The following is a 21,079-nucleotide window of genomic DNA, read 5'->3' as shown; positions in this document are numbered from 1 at the left end:
CCGCTAAACGCGGGGCTAATCACCAAGCCACCCCTGAGGTGGCTTTTTTTATGGGCGGGACATGAGCGATATCGTCAACAACGCAACAATCATGATCACCGCCGACGCGAGCGGTGTCGAGGCAGGGCTGCGCAAGGTCGATGATGCAACGGCCAAGACGGGCCGGAACCTCGACAACCTCGAGTCCAGCGCGAAGAAGACGACGGCCGCCCTGGAAGGCGTCGCCAGCACACCGGGCATGGAGACGGCGGGCGATGGCGCCGTCGTGGCAGCTGGCCGCATGGACCGCGCCACCAAGAACATGGCCGACTCGATCCAGCGCACGCTGGCCACGATGAATGCCGGCGCCAAAGGATCGGCGCAGTATTACGAAGCGCTGGCGAACTCGCGCGGTCTGAACGTCAACGCCCTGCGTCCATACCTGGAACAGCTGGACGAGATGACGAAGAAGAGCGCGCTCGCGGCCGATGCCCAGCGCAAGCTCGACGATTCGACCCGGTTCCTGGACAGCCTGCGTTCGCGCACCGAGGGCATCGGAAAGTCCGCGTCCGAACTTGCTGCGCTGCGCGCCGAGCAGCTGGGCGTCAGCGACGCCGCAGCCGAAATGATTCAAAAGCTGCGCGAACAGGAGCAGGCTGGCGAATCCTCGTTTGGCAGCCTGAAGGAAAAGGCGGCTGAGTACAAGGTCGCCATATTGGCAGTCGCCTCAGCTGCGGCCGCAGCAGCGGTTGCCGGCGCGGTGCTCGTCAACGGGTCGATCAATGATCTTGCCGCACTTGACGACATGGCGCAAAAGACCGGATCGACCGTCGAAAGCCTCTCGAAAATTCAGAAGCTGGCGAGCGTCTTCGGCGAAGACATGGGCGGAATCGATGGAGCCCTGACGAAACTGTCGCGCGGTATGGCAGGCCTGGACGACGACAGCAACAAGGTGCAGAAGGCGCTCAAGACGCTCGGCGTTTCGTCGCGCGACGCGGCAGGAGCGCTGCGTGATCCTTCGGTGGTCCTAGTCGATGCCGCAAAAAGTCTTCAAAATTACAGCGACGGCGCCGGCAAGGCCGCTTTGCTTACCGACCTTCTGAGCAAATCGGGGCCTGATCTGCTGCCATTCCTGAACGACCTGGCAGAAAATTACGACAGCGTCACTGGCACGTCCAGCGCGGCCGCATCGGCTGCTGCCGCTTTCCAGGATCAGATGGGATTCCTTGGTCTTGAGGTAAAGGGCTTCGTGACATCGGCCACCAGCGACCTGCTGCCAGCACTGGTTGATCTCACCGGTGCGTTTTCCGACGTCAACAAGCAGCAGTCTGCGCTCAGTAAAAGCGACTGGTCCGAATGGGCTGACCTCGCGGGCATCGGTATCGCGAAAGCCGCTGATGCCGCAACGATTCTCGCGCGCACGATCTCCGGTATCTGGAACAGCATCAAGGCGGTGAAGGCCGACATCAATCTGGCGCGCGAGGTGATGACGAACGCCAATCCGTTTGTCGCTGGATACAAGGTTTGGAAAGGAGAGTCGCCGACTGAGGACATTAAGAAAGCGCTGGCCGCTCGCAACAAAGAAGTCGAAGACGCGAACAAGGAGCTCGAAGATCTTTTGGCTCGCCCAACCGGCCAGGTTGAGGCGGCATACCGTGCGCGCATGGGTGCAAGAGACGCATCCGCCGCAAAGGGCGATGACAAGCCAAAACCAGCCTTGCCGCCTGCAACTACTGATAAGGGTGCGAAAGAAGCCGCGAAGGCGCTGGAGGAATATGAGGCTTTGATCGATCGGATCAACGGGAAGTCGGTTGGTCTGGATCCGGCTTTTTACGACAACTTGGCCAAGCTGTACAAGGGTTATCAAACCGGCAAACAGACCCTCTCCGAATATGTCGGTACCGTCGAGAAGTACATCGGCATGCAGCCGTTCGTAAAGCAGGCCGAAGATGATCGCCTGCGCGCACTGAAAGAAGTGAGCGATTTTCAGGACAGCTATTCGAAGGGGCTGGAAGCGACGAGCGCTGTCTACGCGAAGCGCGCACAGGACGCAGAGGACGAGGCTAAGCGCAACGAAGAGTTGGCCAGTACTTACGGCCTGACCAAATCGGCGATCGAGGCGCTGGAGCCGGCGCGCCTGCAGGAGCAGCTGGCGCAACGTTCGACGCTGGGGCTGACGCTTGACGAGATCGAGAATCTGGAAAAGCTGATCGGCCTGAAGCAGCGCAACGCAGCAGCTGTCGCCGCGATGGAGCAGGTCGACGCCGCGAAAAAGGCGGCAGAGGAGTGGAAGCGCGCATCGGACTCGATCGAGCAGTCGTTGACCGACGCACTGCTGCGCGGGTTCGAATCGGGCAAAGGCTTCGGCCAGAACCTGGTCGATACGCTGAAAAACATGTTCAGCACGCTGGTGCTGCGCCCGACGATCCAAGCTGCTCTGTCGCCGGTGAGCAATAGCGTATCGAGCATGCTCCCTGGCATGCCTTCAAACAGCGTATCAGGCAGTACCGGCAATCTGACGCAAACCGTTTCGAGTCTCTACAACTCGTTCAAGAGCGGGGGCTCGTTCGAAAAGTCGGTCGCTGAAGGCGTCCAGACCGGATTCGACAAGATTGGCCTCTCGTCTGGAAGCGGCGCGCCAGGTCAAGCGGCGCAATGGGCAGGTCGCGCTGGCGGCGTCGTTGCGGGCTACATGGCTGGCAATGCGATCAACGCCGGGATCTCGGGCGGATATGAGACTGGCAGTGGCTTCATGACTGCGCAGAAGGTGGGGACAGCTGTTGCCAGCTTCATCGGCGGACCAATCGGTGGCGCGATCGCCGGGGCCGTCGGTGGCCTCATCAACCGTGCTTTCGGGCGCAAGGACAAGGAAGTCACCGGGACGGCTTTGAACGGCACGTTCGGCGCCGCGGGGTTTGCTGGATCGACCGACACCTCTTGGAAGCAAGACGGTGGATGGTTCCGCAGCGACAAGCGCGGTGTGGACAAAGTCTCGGTAGACGCTGCCACCATCCAGCAATTCACCGCGGGGTACGACGCGCTGAAGTTTGCCTCAGCGGACTTCGCGAGTACGTTGGGGATTGATGCTGAGTGGATCAAATCCCGCTCGCAGTCGATGAGCATTGCGCTTGGCGCCGACGGGGAGGCGAATAAAAAAGCGATCGCCGATTTCTTCGTCAACGTGGGCGACACGATCGCGCGCGAGGTTCTGCCAACGATCAGCCAGTTCGCCAAAGAAGGCGAGGGCGCCAGCGCTACGCTTGAGCGCGTGGCCGTCAATTACGCAATGATCGAGACCGCTTTGTCGTCGTTCGGCAAATCGTTCGGACCCGTCGGCGCCGGCTCCATCGCGGCACGTGGGCGTCTGATCGAGCTGTCGGGCGGGCTGGAGGCATTCGCGCGCAATACTGCTGCCTTCGAGGAAAACTACTTCACCGCTGGCGAGCGCAATGCACAGGTTCTCAAGCGGGTTACGGAGCAGATGGCGGGGCTGGGGCTGGCTGGCGTGGACACGCGCCAAGAGTTCCGGCAGATCGTTCTCGGCCTGGACCTGGCAACCGACGCAGGGGCGCGGCAGTATGCAGCCCTGATGGATTTGCAGGGAGCATTCGCCCAGGTCACGCCGGAAATTCAGGACGTGACGAACGACTTGACGTCCTACCGGGCCAGCCTGACCGATGCCTATAACGCCGAATCTGAGGCGATCCAGGGAACGGTTTCCCGCATGGGGTCGTTCGCATCCAGTCTGCGAGAACTGAACAAGAGCGCGCTCTTGGGCGATCTGTCGCCGCTGTCGCCGCAGGAGAAATACGCCGAGGCGAAAGCGCAGTACGAGACGGTCCTGGCGGCGGCGCGCAGTGGTGATGAATCGGCGCAGTCGAACTACTCGGCCGCGTTCAACTCGTTCCTCACGGCGTCGCGCGCGGTGTTCGCCAGCAGTGGCCAGTACCAGGCCGACTTCGCGTATGCGCAAGCATCCACGGCAGAGGCGGAGCGCTGGGCGGGCGCGCAGGTCGACGTCGGCCAGGCGCAGCTGGACGCGCTGAAGCTGTCGGTGAATGGCCTGATCACGATCGACAAGTCGGTGCTGTCGGTGCGCGATGCGATCCTGCAAATGCACCAGGCCATGGGCACGACGGCACCGCCAGCACCGGGCGCCATGGCCGCGCCGCAGATCAACATGCCGACGCCGGTCATGTATGCCTCGTACGGGGCAGACAACACCGTCGCCCTGGTGGCCGAACTCAAGTCGGTGCGCCAGGAGCTGGCCAGCCTGCGGGCAGAGCAAGCCGTGCAGACCGGGCATTTGATCCAGGCGAACGCCAAGGCGGCCAGCGATTCTGCTGACCAGATCTCGGGCGCCACCACGACGGCAGTTAAAGCCGTCGCCAACAGCGAACAGAGGGTTCCATTCGAATGACAGATGCAGCGTTCTTGGCCTGGCTGAAAAGCTCGGCCGCCTATCGTGTCGTCCTCATCGAGGCGGCCGTGCAGATCGGTAGCGTGGAGTCCGTCGTGTACCTGGCGACGAAACCATTTACCACCGGGCCCGGCGACGCGCCGGCGAATACGACCTACCTGCCCATCGCCACCGTCGGCCGGCTGTTCACCGAGCGGCTGTCGCTGGACGGCGAGGGCGGGCTGTCGGCTGGCGAGCTCGCGATCGAGAACGTCGGTGGCGCGCGCGATGCTTGGGCCGCGCCTGGGTACGTCTGGAAGAACCGCGCCGACGGCGCTTACATCGGCGATGTCCGTTGGCCGCGTGCGGAATATCGCCAGATATTCGACGGGGTCACCGCCGACCTGGTCCCAAGCGGCCGCCAAGCCCTGGCGCTCAAACTGCGCGACAAGTTACAACGGTTGAACACGCCAATCAGTGAGGTCAAGTTAGGCGGCACGACCGAGCAGCGGGACGCATTGCTGCCGATCGCGATGGGGCAGGCCTTTAATGTGACGCCGCTGCTGGTCAATGCGGCAATCCTGAAATACCAAGTGCACGCAGGCGCCATCCATTCGATCATCGAGGTGCGCGACAACGGTGCGCCGGTGGCGTTCACCGCTGACCTGGCGGCTGGCACATTCCAGCTGCACGACGCCCCGGCTGGCGTGGTCACCGCCTCGGTGCGCGGCGCTGCCGGCGGCGGCTACGTCGACACCGCGGCGCAGCTGGTCAAGCGCCTGGTGACCGGTTACGGCAAAATCGCCGACCGCTTCACGGAGGATGATCTCGACTTAAGCAGCTTCGCCGCGTTTGATGCAGCACACCCGCAGTCTATGGGGCTGTATTCGAAAGAGCGCCTGAACGTGCTTGAGGCGTGCCGCATGCTATTGAGCAGCTTGGGGGCACAGATGGTCATGTCCCGCCTCGGGAAGCTCAGGCTGGTCAAAGTCGCACTGCCGGCAGCCGGTACGCCGGTGGTGATCCAGCCTGAGCACATGGTCGATGGCACGCTGCAGCCGGCGGCTCGCACGGACGTCGTCGGGGCCGTAAAGCTGGGGTTTGCCAAGTGCTGGACCGTGCAGGACGCCGGCACGCTGGCGAACCTGCCGGAGGTGCACAAGGCGCTGTTTGCCGAAGAATGGCTGTCGACCACGAAGACCGACCAGGCCACGCTGGCCACCTACCGTCTTAACGCCGAGCCGGTCCAGGTCGACACCATGCTGCTCACGCGCGCTGACGCCGACGCCGAGGCGCAGCGCAGGCTCGACCTGTGGAAGGTGCCGCGCACCACGTACGAGTTTGAGGGCGTGCCAGAACTGCTCTCGCTCGAGCTGGGCCAGGCCGTCACGGTCTACGCACCGCGCTTCGGTATGGACGCCGGCGTGAACGGCATCGTTATTTCACTCGCACCTGACTGGGAAACCGGCCGGGTCACCGTTGGATTCCTCGTATGAGCACAGCACTGAACGACCGCGACGCGATCCTGCAAGCCGCCTCGGTGCGGGTCATCAACCCGAAGAACGCCTCGATCCTGCTGAATGCTTCGTCGTCGCTGTTTCACCTCAATGCTGCTGGCGCCGTTGACGTGGCCACCGTTACGGTCACCGCGACGCTGGTCGGCCTGGACGGTGACGTGACCTTCACGGCCGACGGCGCGGCACTGACCAGCGTGACCGGAAAGAGCACTGACGTGCGCTACGCCGACATGCAGGGCCCGGCCGCGATCGTCACCGCGCGCATCGTCGCGGGCGGCCAGACCTTCTCGCAGAGCTGCATCATTGCCGTCGTGCGCGATGGCGCACCAGGCAATGGCACGCCCGGCGCGCGCGGCCCGGGCCAGCATTACGCTTTTGGCGACGCTTGGTCTGACGGCGCGGCTGATGCCGCTACGCCTGGTGGCAACGTCGTCAACGACGTCGTGACGATCTCCAACGGCGGCAGGTGGGCGATGACAAAGCGCTGGGACGGTGCGAGTTGGTTGCCAATGGGCGCGATCTTCGATGGCAGCTTGTTCGTGACAGAATCGATCAACGGTGCGGCGATCCGTGCCGGCACACTTGATATCCGTGCACCGGATGGCAGGCTGCTGCTCGGCGCAAACGGTGACTTTGGTGGAATTGTCCGAGCAAGCAATTTGCAAATTGGTGAAGATCAAAATAACTTGATCCGCGATCCACGGTTTAAAGACCTTCCGTGGTGGGGGCTAATCCATCCCAGCAACACGGGTGTCAACACAGGTGTCACCCCTGTTGATTGGAATGGCACTGCCCAAAGATCGTGGCCTAGGTACAATGTGTCCCTATACCTTCAGTCAACTGGTGGCGCACAGTACAACACCGAAACAAAGAAAATGCCGCTAATCCCCGGCGCGACATATCGTATCGAGTACGATATTTTGTTTCATAACGATTGGGACGGCGACTTATCAATCTGGTTTTACGCCTCAAATTGGACCGGCAATCTTTTGGGGGGGCTTGGGATTATCCCTGACTCACCGTACAAGTTTGCAGATGGTAATGGTATTCAATATCCTGCATACACTCGTGAGTGGGTCAGAGTTTCAACTGAAATCACAATCCCTGCCGACTTGGCATCTGTCACGGAAGGTTCCTTTTTCATTCTGCGTAGTATTCGTTCGGGAACATGCGAACTTGGGGCATTTAATCTAATCCGCTTGACGGACGAAGTGCTTATTAAAGACGGAGCAGTCACTGCCCGAAAGGTCAAAACAGACAGCTTGTCTGCTTTAAGCGCCAACGTCGGTGAATTGACCAGCCGCGTTAATGGGCAAGGCGCTGGTACAGTCATCCGTGGCGATCAGACTATCGTGTATGACGAAGGCGGGAACATCCGTGAAATGTCAGGGAGGTTGTGGTAATGGCTCGTTACGGACACATCAGCTATCGACAAGGTCGCGCTGTACTGACCCCGGATGGGTTCGGAGGCGTTTTCGTCGAATTAGTAACCTTCCCTGCAGGTGGTGGGCGGCGAACATTCACTAACCTGGACAGTATGAGTATCTTCGGAAAAATTGTGCGGGGCTGCTATGGTGACGTGTCGTATGGCCGCGATAGGAATGGGTATCCCTACGTTGAGGTTGCACCATACACACCACCAGCCGGACAGTGGGCACCGACCTATATTGACTACAGTACCCAGATAGGGATCTTTGCGACATGAGCGATTATGGGACACGGATAATCAGTGCGGACGGTCGACGACAAGTTGACAACAAGCACATGGTTCCGCAATTGATTGCGACAAGTTGGTGCGGTGAGTTCCCTGCTTACGACGCGCTGGCTCAGAGTGGATTTTGGACGCGTGTATGGGTCGTGCAGAGGCCCCAGGCAGCAATAGACAGGCCGTGCGTTGTGTTCTTCAGCTTACCGAAGGCACAAAACGAAGTTTACTACACAGGTTCCCGGTGCATTTTCAAACCGGGCGCTACCCCTGAGCCGCCTACGATTTACTACTTTGCTTTGGATTACGTGAGCTACGGCAATCAGCGGTACGGGAAAAGGACGTGGGGGCCGACTGGACAGCTGTTGTATGACAGCGGAAACTGCCATTTGAATATCGACCAGATGTTCACTGGACTGAACCACAATATGACTTGGGCAACTCCAGAAGCAGGCTTCATCTTGAACGGCTTCGGTCCGCCCAAGGGTGCAATACCTGATAGCCCGGCGATATGCGTGGACGAGGCCGAGCTATACGCAAGTTGGGGCAACAAGTCGGGGATTGCGCAAGCGCGCGCTCGAATTTTTTACCGATTCCTTGGCGATCAATTGCAAAGTATCTTTTCGCGCTACGAGTTCACAGAGGACGAATCTATTAAAAACCGCACTCCATACAGTCACATCGTCATGCCTGCGCAGCCGCGCAATTTAATGGTCATCGACCGCTATCAACACCAATTATAGAAATAAGATGCCAGTTCTCGCAAAGGTACTATCCCCGACAGGTATCCCTCTGGAGTACCACCGCATCGTCAAGGCTGATGTCGATCTGACACAAGACTTCGCGTTGCTGGGTGTGCTGTCATATATGAATGAGGCTGCCTTCCTATCCGGCATGCCCCACACCTACTCGTGGCAACACAGTATTGGCATAGCCGATTTCAGTGGTGGCGGCGGCATGCTGGAAGGCTTGGAACAGACGTTAGTTGCCAAAACCCATCTACCATTCTTTGGCGGGCAAGTAATTGCTGACCTGTCGAAGGATATCGAGACACTCAAACAGCGTCGCCGGACTTTGATCAATGCGTGGTGGCAAGATGCGAACAACAGTTATTTTGAATTCAGGGGTGAGCGTATTCGGTATGTCGAGTCAGACCGAGTCAGTATCCAGGGCATCAATAATATCGTCATGCTCACCGGAGCAATGCCAGCCAATCCGGATTGGCCTAGTGCGTGGAAGACATTCAACGATGGGTGGGTACCGATTCCTGACCTGGCCACATGGGTTGAATTCAACGTCGCTATAGGCGACCGAGGTACAGCGCATTTCAAGCATGCGCAGGAACTGAAGGCGCAACTGGACCTGGCGACTACCGCCGCCGAAATCGAATCAATCACCTGGTAGAGACTGCATGCCCAATCTGAGAATCGTTTCCGACAACGCGATCGAGCGCGCGACGCTGACCGCCTCGAGCGCGGCCGGCGCGCTCGCCGTCACCAACCTGGCCGCTGCGCAGGTCCACCCTGTGTGGCGCGCCACCGCGCGGGATGCCCGGGTCACCGCCGTCTTCGACAATGTCGAGCCGATCGGCTTCGTCGGACTCCCGTTCTGCAACCTGTCGCCGACGGCGCGGGTGCGCGTGCGCGTGTCGGGTGAGGCGGCCATCACGAACAACCACATCCACACGGAGGCATTCGACAACGCCGCCTGGACGAAGAGCGCGGTCACGGTGGCGGCCAACGCGGCAGCGGCGCCCGACAGTGCGGTCACGGCCGATCGCATCATCGCCACTACAACCAGCGGCGCCCACTACGTCCAACAGTCGATCGGCGCGGTGGCCCTTAACGGGCTGCACACCGAATCGTTCTTTGCCAAGCGCGACACCGGGGAGCGGTACCTGCGCCTGCAGTTCGGTTCCGGCTTCACCAACTCGTTTGCCGACTTCGACCTCGACAGCGGTGATGTGGTCGCAACCTCGAACTGCACCGCGCGGGTGAATGCGCGCCCGGGCGGCTGGTACCGATGCAGCATCACTGCATCGGCCACGTCAGCGGCCACCTCGTTCGTCCAGGTCTACACCAATCGCTCGACCAACGGGGCTGCTTACGCTGGCAATGGCACGGCCGGGATCCTGTTGTGGGGGGCGATGGGCGTGGCGGGGCCCGTGGCCGGGTCGTATTACCCGAGCACGAGCGCCGCGGCGACGCGCCCGACAGGTCACATCGACAGCTGGCAGTCGTACGACTACGACAGCGGCCTGGTGCTGGCCTGCCCAGCGCCGGCGGTTCGGCTGCGCGGCTTCACGCCAGCGCAGGCCGCCAGCGCGTACGCCTACGGTGGCGGTGCATACGCACGCCACTGGCTGCCGGTCGAGATCGCCGCGCGCGCCGTGGCGGTTGACATCACGGATCCGGACAACCTGCAGGGTTACATCGAGGCCGGCTGCATGGTGGCCAGCTCGTTCTGGTCGCTGACCTACAACGCCTCAGCCGCGTCGGTGGGAATGGTCGACCGCACCGCGATCACGCGCGGCGGCGGCGGCCAGCTGGTCGACCCGGGCACGATGAGCCGCAAGGTGCCGGTTGAGTTGCGCGCCATGCCGCCGGCGGACCGGGCCACGTTTCTCAACCTGGTGCGCAACAGCCGCGCGCATCCAATTCTGCTGTCGGTGTTCCCGATGGATGCTGACGCCGCGCTCGAGCGCGACTTCATGGTGTACGGCCGGCGCACGAAAGACTCGGACCTTGCCTACCAGTTCATGAATGCGTACGCGACCACGCTCGAGGTCGAGGAAATATAGGTCGCATTCGCGCCCATCCAAACCAACCCGCTTCGGCGGGTTTTTTATTGCTCCAAAAAAGGAATTCATTGGACACGACGACTGAACGACAAAACGCGACCTCGATCGCAGCCATCCAGGTGGAGGTCAGCTATCTCAAGATGGCTGTCTCCGACCTGCGCGCCACCAACGCGGAGCTCGACCGCAAGCTCGACCAGGTGCTGTTCCAGATGGCCGAGGCGCGCGGCGGCTGGCGCACGCTGATGCTCATCGGCGGCGCAGCTGGCTCACTCGGGGGCGCCCTGACTTGGATCGTCGGCCAATGGCGCGGCTGACCCACCTGCAATAACTTATCCAGTGCCGGCCTGGCCGGCGCACAACCCGAAAGGCTCATCGTGAAATTCATCGAAGACGCGCGCGCGCAATTCCCCAAACTCTGGTCGGTACGCTTCGCGCTGCTGGCCGCCATCGCTTCGGCCATCGAGGCCGGCATGAACCTGTACGCCAGCGGCACCGCGCCGCTCCTGGTGGTGGCTGCCGGCCTGACCTCGCTCGGCGCCGCGATCGCGCGCGTCGTGGCACAACCGGCGCTGACGGGCGATGAATAAGCGCGCACCCACCCAGCGGCGCGGGCTGGTCGCGCTGGTCGGCGCCGTGGCCGCGACGGCGCTGCTCAGCTTCACTCCGGCATTCGAAGGCACCGAGCTTTCCACCTATCGCGACATGGGTGGCGTGCTCACGTACTGCACCGGCGCCACCGAGAACGCGGCATGGGGCAAGACGTACACGCCCGCGCAGTGCCGCGCCCAGCTCGACCGCGACCTCGAGCGGCACGCCGCCGGCATCGCGATGTGCATCCCGCTCGCGCGCCTGACCGACGGCCAGAAGGTGGCATTCGTCGATGTGGCCTACAACATCGGCGTGAGCGGCTTCTGCGGCTCGAGCATGGCGTGGCGCACGAACGCGGGTGACATGGTCGGCGCTTGCAATGCGCTGCTCATGTGGAACAAGGTCGGCGGAAAGGAAGTGCGCGGCCTCACGCGCCGGCGCCAGGCCGAGCGCGAGCTTTGCTTGAAGGGGCTGCCATGATCCCGGCCCAGTACCGCGCACTGGCGGCCGGCCTGGGCCTGCTGCTGATGCTGGCGCTTTCCGGCGCTGCCGGCTGGTTCACGAACGGCTGGCGGCACGACGCCGAGATCGCCGAGCTGCAGCGCGCGCACGCGGAGTTCCGCGCCACGCTGTCGGAGGCTGCACTCGCCGACGTCCAGGCCGATGCTGCCAAGATCCGCCAGGCGGCCGCTGAGTTCGCCACAATTCAATCCACCCTGGCGCCGCGCATGTCGGCGCTCACCAAGGAGCTGCGCAATGCGAAACCTCTGCCTGCTGGTTGCATGCCTGATGCTGACCGCGTGCGCAACCTCGACGCCGCAATCGATGCCGCCAACAAAAGCATCCCTCGATAGCGCGCTCGCTGCGCCGTGCCCGAAGGTCGAGCCGCCCGGCGCCGACGACTACGACGCGTGGCAAGAGTGGACGATTGGGCTGCTGCGCCAGTACGCGGAGTGCGCTGCGCGCCACGCGAAGACGGTCCAGGCTTGGCCGAAGTGAGGCGGGATTGCCTTGATGACTTCTAGCACACCACGAGAGGCTGCTATCGACCCATTGCAGACGTTCGCATACGTGGAGGTTTCTTATCAGGAATTTCGGCGAAATGCGCATTTCGCAATGCAACAAACATTCATGCGTGGCCAGCGTGAATGTGGTTGAGCTCTAGCGGGTATCGATCGTCGTGAAGAACGATCGAAGGTGGTTAGTGAATTCTTCCAAGCTGAATGGCTTGCAAAAATGTACGTCGAATCCCGAAGCCATCATCCTGCTAAAATTTTCCTGTGTATCGAGCCCAGTCATTGCGATCAAGTGTGTGCCAGAGCTGTGATTGCTCTTTCTTAATGCTAACGCAAGCTCGAATCCAGACAATCCCGGCATATTGAGATCAGAACATGTCACATGAGGATGGAAGTCTGCAGCCTGTCTGAGGCCCGACGCTCCATCAAATGCTACTCGCACTTTGTAGCCTTCTATTTCGAGGATCATCTGCAGCAGCTCCGCAGCATCTTGGTTATCATCGACGACGAGTATTCGGTGCTGCCCAGCTGAATTTTCCATAAGTGCAGGAGACGGAATGAATGTTAATTCAGAACTCTATCACGTCACATTGGCAACGAGTGCCGTCAATGTTTATGTCGACCGACTATAGGACCTTCGAATGAGTGCGCGACTACCCAACCGAAGCAAGGCGGTGTAGGAGGAGACCCGCTAAACCGGCTAGAAGAGCATAGCCTGCAGCGCGACGCTGTCCCAGTAAGACGAGCGCGACTGCAATAAACATGCCAGCGATAAGAGAAAACATCAGGTTTTCCAAATCAAAACTCTACTGCTCTTAAAGGAATCCGCAGAGTGCCGGGCTGTGCCCCTTTGATACATCTTTCCGACGATAAGCGCTATGCACAGCCTTAATCATGCACCACCTATGGGTGACTGAGTGCGGTCGAACAGGTCCGGCTAAGTCTGAACTGCGGGACCCCAGTCCGCCGCTCGCATGGTGCCACCAGATAGCACGCGTCCAATGACGCTTCCTGGAACGTTAAGTGCTTTCATGCACTCGACTGCGCTGCGCGTGCCAGTTCGATTTTGCAGGAGTAGACCTTGGCGGATCGCGTTAGAGATATGAGACGAGTCTACTGGATGCGCCTCATCAACTTGGTTTGAACGTCGTTCAGTAATCAGAGTATTCATCTTGGCCTCAATGTGTGTTCGTAAAAGCGCATCGTGCTAGGGCAGACACGCGTGCTCACCAAAAAAATAGCCCGGCAACAATGTGTCAGCGGGCAGAAAGTAGAACATCTAAGAGACACTTGAAGATAGACGAGAAATATTACAGTTCCGTGACAAACGGTATGTTGAAGCGAGCCATGAAACGGTGATAAGTTGCACGACGCCATGACCGAACTCTGCAGTTCAGCTAAACCTAGCACGTCTAGATCTAACGCTAACGTCCGCTTCTGGCCGATTCCTGCCTGTCGAAACTGGCCGGATGCGACCCAATGCAGACATAGGATCAAGCATCGTGGCCTGTTACTGCGCTTTGCCGGCACGGATGTCAATCGCACTTTTTAGGCTCCTGACGTCATGGGTCCATTTCGGAAGGACTAGTGAAATCAAAATACCTTCCAGTTCCGACAGAAGGCCTACGAACAAGGAGATCCAGAGCAAGGGTCCCGCATAATCGACCATCACAATCATACTGACTGCGACCAGCAGTGAACCTCCAAAAAGCTTTGCGCTCAACGCATGGTAGCTCGCGCCGCGCCCAAATCGCCACCAATCCAATGGATAACGAAGTAGCTCCAATGTGATCACGATGCCGATACCCCAGCGATGCGCATAGATAATTTCAGGATGACTCACCCAGAGACTGATCGCGATCCCAAAAGCGTAGATCGTGTCCGCTATGCTGTCAGCCTGGCGCAAACCTGGTGTTGCAGTTCCCCAGCGGCGGGCCAGCTTCCCGTCAAACCAATCAGACATCGCAGCCACGACGAACTGCCCCATCCACAGCGCTGCAGGTAGTCCTGCAACTGCGATCCATATTGCGACCGGAGCGAGTAGTGCCCTGGCAATGACCAATAACCAAGGTATGAGTCGTGTCAGCGGATACATCGGTAATCTCTGCGGCGGTTAGCCGCACCCTCGGTAACTGTGAACAGGAATTCTCTCAGGTCGCTCGTATACCTTGTCGCGTCCACTCATGGCCTAACCTAGGCGGTGGGCTCAGCATAGCAGGCCGCCAAGGCTTAAAACCTCTGACTGTCATGAAGACCGTTTTCGACCCGAAGCAGACGGTCACTTTCAGGCTTCGAAGCTAAGTTCTCCTTCCAGATCAATGACATAGTGACCGAGCGGTGTTCCAAACGTATAGCAATCTTCGTAATCCCTTCCGATGGCGCCACAATGAACGACGAGCGAGTGCCTGTTTTCAAACTCGAGACGCAGGTCAAAAGCCGGAGTGGAACAAGTCACAGCCATGATTCGTTGTCCACAAATAGATTGGCTGCCGTTGACCATTGGACCATCGTTGGCGTTCGACATATAGCTTCCAGCAACGACTTTCGAGTCTGAATCGATCCGCCAAGGGCACCAGACCAACAACGAATAGGCACCGTCATATAGCCGAACTAGCTCACTCAAATGAGGATTGTTAACGGGCTTACGTGCGAGTGTTCGGAGGCCCATGTGCAGCCCGAGGACAGACCCTGAGCCTTCACCGCAAACGACACCCCAACATTCTTCCCCAATCAATGCTGAAAGGTCACGCACGAGTGCATCGCATAAGGACATACTGACTTCCCAGTTGATTGTTGAGGTGTCTATCGTGACCGTCCGCTCTTGGCCGATAGCGGCCTCTTGCCTTAAGCTTACGCGAACATTTCTGTAAAGGAAACAGCGTCGACTCTATAGCGCTGGTTACCCCATGCCGACGGCTGAGCGGCCTATAGTTCTGAAGACGACGCGTGGCAGGCTTGCGATATAGAGCTGCTGCGCCAGTATTCGAAGTGCGCAGCTTTCCACGCGAAGACGGTCCAGGCGTGGCCGAAATAGGGCGCTAGTTCTCGGCCGCGCCCGCAGCGCGGGTGATGGCTCGCCGAGTGGCGGCGACGGCGTCGTCCCCGTGTTGCTCGCTTGCCCATTCCAGATCGGCGTTCATCACCAGCGTGGCCTGCTCCTGTACGTAGACCTGAAGTCGGCGCCTCACGACCAAGTCGAGCGCATCGTCGCTGAAGACGAGCGGATTCCAGCTGTGCACGACCGATCCGTCGGCGAAGTGCACATTGACATAACCTTCGCCATCAACCACGTCCAGGCGCGAGGCGCCGATCGCGCGCGCGGCCCGTTCTAGTATCACCAAGTCGGCGTCCGGAATGTCAACGCGTGGAGCCGCCGGCAGTTCGTCCAGGTGGTCGCAAATCTCGTTGCCCATAATCACCCCCGATAGACAGCAGCTTTAATGCGCCGCACCGGCGCCACCGACGCGCTCACGGCTGGCGCTGCGCAATAGTCGGCTCACACTTGCATCAGCATCTTGCGCGTATTGAGTACGTCATTACGCTGGCGTGGCCTCGACAGAATAGCCTGAAGCCTATCGAAGAAGTGTCTGTTTGCTTCGTCTAGTCGCGTTGCTATGAGCCGTTATAGTTAGGAACATGAGCGCTCTTGTCGCCGGTCTGTGTCATCTCCCAATAAAAGCCGTTCCACTCGTCACCATCGAGGTACTGCTCCCTACGTCCACAAACGCTGCAATAGCGGCGTTCGAGGTCATCGGACAAGATCCACTCATGGCGTGGCGGGTTCAACCACCTCAGCACTGCTCGCAACATATCTTCTCTCGTAAATACCATGTCAAGCGAGGATAATTTCGCCACTCTTCGTTGACAATAGGTAGTTACGCGAGACAGCAATATATACAGTGCCGAGGCTGCTGTTGTTGCTAAAACGTAGCCTGTATACCGGATGCATGAGTAGTACTCTTGTCATGCGGCTCAAGGCCATGCTCGCCACTAACCCGCGTAATGGCACACCTGTGCCCGCGGGTTAGGTGCCTGATGCTGACCGCCTGCGTAACCTAGACGCCGCGATCGAAGCTGACAACAAAAGCATCCCTTGATAGCACGCTGGCGTTACCACGCCCGGTAGTCGAGCGTCCGGGCGCCGACCACTACGACGCATGGGAGGACTAGGCGATCGGCCTGCTGCGGCAGTGCGCTACGTGCCCGGCGCGTTATGCGGCTGAAGTATCTCGGAGAGCTTATCACTCAAGACTCGCCATGCTTGGCGTTTCTCGTCAGCATAGTCGTGGTGCAAGTAATGCCGACGGACCTTGCTACCGCTGAGCACGTGATTCTGGCAACGATCGATCGTGTCGAGCGGCACGCCTAGTGCCTGCATCATAGTGGCACCAGTCCTGCGCAAGTCATGCGGCGTCCAGTCGCCACTCTTGCCGCCGGCCAGCACTAGGGTATTGTCGCAGCGCCGGTTCTTCATCGGCTTGCGCACACCACCGTCCTTCGATTTCTTAAACATCGATTGCCGATCGCCTATCTGCTTCGTGATCGATTTGGTGTCGATATGCGACTTTTCATCGGCCGACGGGAAGCACCAGGGCGAATGTCCGGTAACGGCGTGGAGCAGCTTGAACTGAGCGAGCGCGAAGGGCGAAAGGTAAATTCGCATGTCGCCCACATTGTCCTTTACGTTCTCCTTCGGGATAAACCATTCTGCACCGGCCAGGTCGACGTCGTCCCAGCGGGCCATGCTCAGCTCTCCCACGCGACACAGCGTCGACAGCATGATCCAGATCGCCCGTTGCGTCGGCTTCGCCAGCGGCCGGCGCGCGCGGCGCTTGTCGGCCGCGTTGGCGAATTCGTCTTCTCCGAGCTGCAGTAGGTCGCGCAACTCGGTGATTTCTGCCGCCGACAGTACGCGGTCGCTCTGGTTGTGCATGTCGTAGTCGGGTGACACGATCTTCTCGATCTCGATCAAGTCCATCGGGTTGCCATCTATCATGAGCTTGCGCCACGGCTGGCGCTTCTGGGCCCAGGCGAACATCTGCACCAAGCTGCTGTAAAGAATGACTGCGGTTCGGTTGACGCCGCGGTCGACCTGACAGCGGAGAGCATCGCGGATTTCGTGTTCGGTCAGCATCTTGATACCGATCGCCCCGATGGCTGGGATCACGTATGCGCCAAACAGGCGCATGAGCTGCGCATTGCCGTCCTTCCGCCGCACCCCATCCTTGATCCAGGCGTCGAACATATCCTCGACGGTGAGCTCGCCTACGCGCGCGACTTCGATCTCGACAAGCTTCGCTGCGACGGCCTGCTGCTGCTCGTGGCGAGCCACTTTCTTGTCGGCGCCTGGATCGATGCCGGCAGCGACCTTTGAACGCGCTGCATCGCGCGCAGTACGGATCGCGGACAAACTGTCGGCTGGCCAAGTGCCGCAGGATTGGTCTTTCGATTTTCCGTCGAAGCGGTACCGGTAGTAAAATGAAACGGTGACTCCACCTGCCGCCTTCACCCGCACGCGGCCGAGCAAGCCGCCTTCGTCGCGTACCGTGGTGCCGGCCTGGTCGGGTCGAATTGCCTCAAGTGTTCTTTGTGTCAGCTTGGCCATTTGGATGCACGGGGTCGGGTGAAAAGATTTTTACCCCTACAATTACCCCTACAGTTTGTCTGGCTCGTATGGTACAGCTTGGGACCATTCGGGACAAATGGAATTCTCAAGCAATTGATTTAAAAAGGGAAAACTATTTTATTGGGATTTCTCGGGATTTCGTGGAACGCTATAGAAATTGCATGGGGTGCACGGGGTCGGAGGTTCGAATCCTCTCGCCCCGACCAATCGAATCAAGAAAAGGCCAATCTCCGGATTGGCCTTTTTTCTGCCCAGCTACAGCATCCACGCTGCGGCCAGCCCACCTTCAAGGCGTCTTCGCGACGCTGTCCCCAAGCCAGTGATGGTCGATGTCGTGCAAGCCCCAGTCCGCAGCGTTTTCGCATCCGACAATCGCATCGCGCGCGCCTGGCGCCGCCAGGTCGATCAACTCCGGCCGGATGTACGCCCGTGCCCGGGTCGAGAAAAACACCTTGATCTTCGGCAGCAGCAGCGATTTGCCGCAGGGTTGTTCCGCGACGACGCCGAGGCGGCCTGACTGCAGGCGCACCAGCGTGCCCACGGGGTAGATGCCGAGGCACTTGACGAAGGCGGCGAACACCGCCTCGTCGAACTGGCCGGCGCGGGCCCATTCGGCCATGCGGCGCAGCGACTCGGCCGGGCACCAGCCGGCCTTGTAGGGCCGGTTCGAGGTGATGGCGTCATACACGTCGCACACTGCGCCCATGCGCGCGTACAGTCCCAGAGCGTCACCGGACAGCCGGTGCGGATAGCCCCGGCCGTCGGGCCGTTCATGGTGGTGCAGGCACACTTCCAGCGCCATCGGGCCGACGTCGGGTGAGGCCAGCAGCATTGCGTGGCCCTTTTCCGGGTGACCGCGTACGACGCAAAACTCGTCCTCGGTCAGGCTGCCCGGTTTGTTGAGCACTTCGGCCGGGATCGCCATCTTGCCGACATCATGCAGCAGACCGGCCAGGCCCAGTTCGCGGGTGAGATGGTCGTCCAGACCCATCTGACGCGCCAGTGCAATCATCAGCGCACACACGGCCACCGAATGCATATAGGTGTAGTTGTCGGCCGTCTTCAGGCGTGCCAGACCGATCAGCGCACCGGGATTGCGCAGTACCGAGTTGGCGATGGATTCGACCAGCGGCATCGCGTGGCGCATCTCGACTGCGCAGCCCATGCGCGCCTCGTTGAACATGTCGCACAGGGCACGCTTGGATGCATTGAGCAGCACGGCGGCGCGGCCGAGTTCATCTTCCATGGTGGAATGCGCAGGGGTGCGGAAGCGAAACGCTGGCCCAGCTGCCGGAGGCGGGGCGGCCGACGCCGTTGCGCTATTTTCCGGAGCAGGCGCCACATCGAGGCCACGCTCGGTGTCGATCCAGGCATCGACAGCGCGACTGGCCGCGATGCGTTCGAGCTGCGCCGGCGATTCGATCAGAAACGACGATTGCCAGAACGGCGTATCGATCCACGAACAGCACAGTTGTTCCACATACATCCCTAACCGCAACTGCTTGATGGCGACTTTCTTCAAGCCGTGACGCGCGACCGGCGCGGCCTGTCGACCGCTGCCGATCATGGCATGGCCAGTTGCAGCGCAGGGGTACGCTTGGCGCCCACATGATGACGGGGCGCTGGCGCTGGCGTTGCAGTGAGTGCTGCGGTGGTGGCCAGCTTGAACACGGCCAGCGCCTGCACCACCTTGCGCGTCTGTTCCTGCAGCGCGGCGGCGGCGGCGGCCGACTGCTCGACCAGTGCGGCGTTCTGCTGGGTCACGCCGTCCATTTGCGTGACGGCGTCGTTGACCTGGCCGATGCCGGCAACCTGCTCGCGCGAGGCGGAGGCGATTTCGTTCATCAGGCCGCTGACCTTGCGCACGGCTGCCTGCACCTGTTGGGTAGTCTCGCCGGCGCGCGCAGCCAGTGTGGCGCCGGCCTCGACCTGCGCGATGGAGGCGGCGATCAACCGCTTGATTTCCTGCGCCGAGGTGTTGCTGCGCTGGGCCAGGTTGCGCACTTCGCTGGCGACGACGGCAAATCCGCGCCCCTGCTCGCCGGCACGGGCGGCCTCGACGGCCGCGTTCAGGGCCAGGATATTGGTCTGGAACGCGATGCCTTCGATGATGCCGATGATGTCGCCGATTTTGCGCGATGCCTCCGAGATCTGGTTCATGGTTGCGATCACTTCGCTGACGATCTGGCCACCGCTCACGGCGGTGCCGTCGGCTGCCTCGGCCATGGTGCTTGCCTGGCCGACGCTGGCGCTGTTCTGCTGGACGGTCGAGGCCAGCTGTTCCATGCTGGAGGCGGTCTCTTCAAGTGCCGAGGCCTGGGATTCGGTACGCCCCGACAGATCCATATTGCCGGTGGCGATCTCCGCGGTCGCCACGCTGATCTGCTGGAAATTGCTGCGCACGTCGCCCACGATGGACTGCAGGTTGACGCGCACCTGGCGCATGGCGCGCACCAGCTGGCCCATTTCGTCCTGCCGGTCGCTGCTGAAATCCGAAGTCAGGTCGCCACCCGCCATGACCTGACACGCCTGGCGCGCGGCTTCCATCGGACGCAGCAGCGTCGCGTGCAGCGCGTACCAGAAATACAGCAGCGACGTGATGGCAGCACCGGTCAGGACAGTGAGCATGGTCTCGAGATTGGCAAACTGGGCTGCGCCGTCGAACACGTGAAATCCCAGCAGAAGCAACAGCACCGCGCACTGGCCCGTCAGGTTCAGCGCGATGCGGCGGCGCAGCGACATCCTGGTCAACGCGGCCAGTCGGCCGCGTAGTCCTGTGGCGCGCACCATGCCCTGTTCGAAGCGGATATTGCCGGCGGTGCCGGCCTTCATATTGCGATAGAGTTCGGCCGCTGCCGTGATCTGTTCGCGTGTAGGCTTGGTGCGCACAGACATGTAGCCCACGGCCTTGCCGTTCTCCATGACCGGTGTCGCGTTTGCCATGACCCAGTAAGCGTCACCGTTCTTGCAGCGGTTCTTGACCATGCCCGTCCACGACCGTCCCGAGCGGATGGTGGCCCAGAAGTCGGCGAATGCCTCCACCGGCATGTCGGGATGGCGCAGGATATTCTGCGGGGCGCCGATCAGCTCCTCCTCGGTGTAGCCGCTGATGGCGATGAAGTACGGGTTCGCGTACGTAATATTGCCCTGCAAATCGGTGGTCGACACGATGGTGTCCGTGTCGCTCAGTTCGATTTCAACGTTGGTAACTGGAAGATTATTGCGCATGAAAGACTCCTGCTTGACGTGGGGCGGGCGTGGTGCGCCACCGATTTGATTCACTCCGGCAACAATTTTAAGTCATAAAAATCGAATGCCGCAAATAAAACGAATAAATTGAATTATTTTTGCGGTTGTGTTGCGATTTTTCACGTTCAGTGGCGCGGCGAGCCGCATGTGGTGCACCATGGAAGGACGCATGACGACAGCAACGCGTTCATTGCAATCCA

At 60.4% G+C, this 21,079-nt stretch carries 18 protein-coding genes; 11 read left to right on the top strand and 7 right to left on the bottom strand.

Annotated features, from left to right (window positions below):
- The first annotated feature begins 61 nt into the window (after positions 1-61).
- The 11 genes from AC56LH_RS12845 (at position 62) to AC56LH_RS12795 (ending at position 11,987) form a co-directional block, all read left to right on the top strand.
- Entirely contained in the window at positions 62-4,399 is a 4,338-nt protein-coding gene (locus AC56LH_RS12845) for a hypothetical protein (RefSeq protein WP_499646566.1), read from the top strand.
- On the top strand, positions 4,396-5,874 hold the full coding sequence (locus AC56LH_RS12840) for a hypothetical protein (protein ID WP_499646565.1): 1,479 nt from the start codon (positions 4,396-4,398) through the stop codon (positions 5,872-5,874). Before AC56LH_RS12845 ends, AC56LH_RS12840 begins: the two co-directional genes overlap by 4 nt.
- Positions 5,871-7,298 carry a hypothetical protein gene (locus AC56LH_RS12835; RefSeq protein WP_499646563.1) on the top strand — a complete coding sequence of 476 codons (1,428 nt, stop codon included), beginning with the start codon at positions 5,871-5,873 and terminating at the stop codon, positions 7,296-7,298. The genes AC56LH_RS12840 and AC56LH_RS12835 overlap by 4 nt, the downstream gene beginning before the upstream one ends.
- A 691-nt stretch (positions 7,299-7,989) precedes the next feature.
- Entirely contained in the window at positions 7,990-8,343 is a 354-nt protein-coding gene (locus AC56LH_RS12830) for a hypothetical protein (protein WP_499646561.1), read from the top strand.
- 7 nt (positions 8,344-8,350) lie between these two features.
- Complete coding sequence (locus AC56LH_RS12825; protein WP_499646559.1) at positions 8,351-9,004, top strand: DUF4376 domain-containing protein; 654 nt, start codon at positions 8,351-8,353, stop codon at positions 9,002-9,004.
- A gap of 7 nt (positions 9,005-9,011) precedes the next feature.
- The gene (locus tag AC56LH_RS12820; protein ID WP_499646557.1) at positions 9,012-10,400 is read left to right on the top strand and encodes a phage head spike fiber domain-containing protein; all 1,389 of its coding nucleotides are present in this window, start codon (positions 9,012-9,014) and stop codon (positions 10,398-10,400) included.
- Positions 10,401-10,468: 68 nt separating this feature from the next.
- Complete coding sequence (locus AC56LH_RS12815) at positions 10,469-10,714, top strand: hypothetical protein (protein WP_499646555.1); 246 nt, start codon at positions 10,469-10,471, stop codon at positions 10,712-10,714.
- A gap of 60 nt (positions 10,715-10,774) precedes the next feature.
- On the top strand, positions 10,775-10,987 hold the full coding sequence (locus AC56LH_RS12810) for a DUF7940 domain-containing protein (protein ID WP_499646553.1): 213 nt from the start codon (positions 10,775-10,777) through the stop codon (positions 10,985-10,987).
- Positions 10,980-11,468, top strand: a complete 489-nt coding sequence (locus AC56LH_RS12805) for a lysozyme (protein ID WP_499646552.1) — start codon at positions 10,980-10,982, stop codon at positions 11,466-11,468. The genes AC56LH_RS12810 and AC56LH_RS12805 overlap by 8 nt, the downstream gene beginning before the upstream one ends.
- The gene (locus tag AC56LH_RS12800) at positions 11,465-11,842 is read left to right on the top strand and encodes a hypothetical protein (RefSeq protein ID WP_499646550.1); all 378 of its coding nucleotides are present in this window, start codon (positions 11,465-11,467) and stop codon (positions 11,840-11,842) included. The genes AC56LH_RS12805 and AC56LH_RS12800 overlap by 4 nt, the downstream gene beginning before the upstream one ends.
- Positions 11,814-11,987, top strand: a complete 174-nt coding sequence (locus AC56LH_RS12795; protein ID WP_499646548.1) for a hypothetical protein — start codon at positions 11,814-11,816, stop codon at positions 11,985-11,987. The genes AC56LH_RS12800 and AC56LH_RS12795 overlap by 29 nt, the downstream gene beginning before the upstream one ends.
- 162 nt (positions 11,988-12,149) lie before the next feature.
- Here the strand turns inward: AC56LH_RS12795 and AC56LH_RS12790 are convergent, their stop codons facing one another.
- The 7 genes from AC56LH_RS12790 to AC56LH_RS12760 all read right to left on the bottom strand — a co-directional run bounded on the left by AC56LH_RS12790 (position 12,150) and on the right by AC56LH_RS12760 (position 20,858).
- The gene (locus tag AC56LH_RS12790) at positions 12,150-12,545 is read right to left on the bottom strand and encodes a response regulator (protein WP_499646546.1); all 396 of its coding nucleotides are present in this window, start codon (positions 12,543-12,545) and stop codon (positions 12,150-12,152) included.
- A 969-nt stretch (positions 12,546-13,514) separates the two neighbouring features.
- Positions 13,515-14,099: a CDP-alcohol phosphatidyltransferase family protein gene (locus AC56LH_RS12785; protein WP_499646544.1), complete on the bottom strand. Its 585-nt coding sequence runs from the start codon at positions 14,097-14,099 to the stop codon at positions 13,515-13,517.
- A gap of 189 nt (positions 14,100-14,288) precedes the next feature.
- The gene (locus tag AC56LH_RS12780; protein ID WP_499646542.1) at positions 14,289-14,528 is read right to left on the bottom strand and encodes a hypothetical protein; all 240 of its coding nucleotides are present in this window, start codon (positions 14,526-14,528) and stop codon (positions 14,289-14,291) included.
- Positions 14,529-15,042: 514 nt separating this feature from the next.
- Positions 15,043-15,417 (bottom strand): hypothetical protein, encoded by a 375-nt coding sequence (locus AC56LH_RS12775; protein WP_499646540.1) that lies wholly within the window; start codon positions 15,415-15,417, stop codon positions 15,043-15,045.
- A gap of 782 nt (positions 15,418-16,199) precedes the next feature.
- Positions 16,200-17,609, bottom strand: a complete 1,410-nt coding sequence (locus AC56LH_RS12770; RefSeq protein WP_499646538.1) for a tyrosine-type recombinase/integrase — start codon at positions 17,607-17,609, stop codon at positions 16,200-16,202.
- A gap of 307 nt (positions 17,610-17,916) precedes the next feature.
- Complete coding sequence (locus AC56LH_RS12765; RefSeq protein WP_499646536.1) at positions 17,917-19,197, bottom strand: cyclic di-GMP phosphodiesterase; 1,281 nt, start codon at positions 19,195-19,197, stop codon at positions 17,917-17,919.
- Entirely contained in the window at positions 19,194-20,858 is a 1,665-nt protein-coding gene (locus AC56LH_RS12760; RefSeq protein ID WP_499646534.1) for a methyl-accepting chemotaxis protein, read from the bottom strand. Before AC56LH_RS12760 ends, AC56LH_RS12765 begins: the two co-directional genes overlap by 4 nt.
- Positions 20,859-21,079 lie beyond the last annotated feature (221 nt).

The sequence above is a fragment of the Telluria sp. LT1R51-2 genome (genome assembly GCF_059685775.1).
Note: the sequence above shows the minus strand (reverse complement) of the source record. Positions and strands in the feature narration are given on the sequence as shown.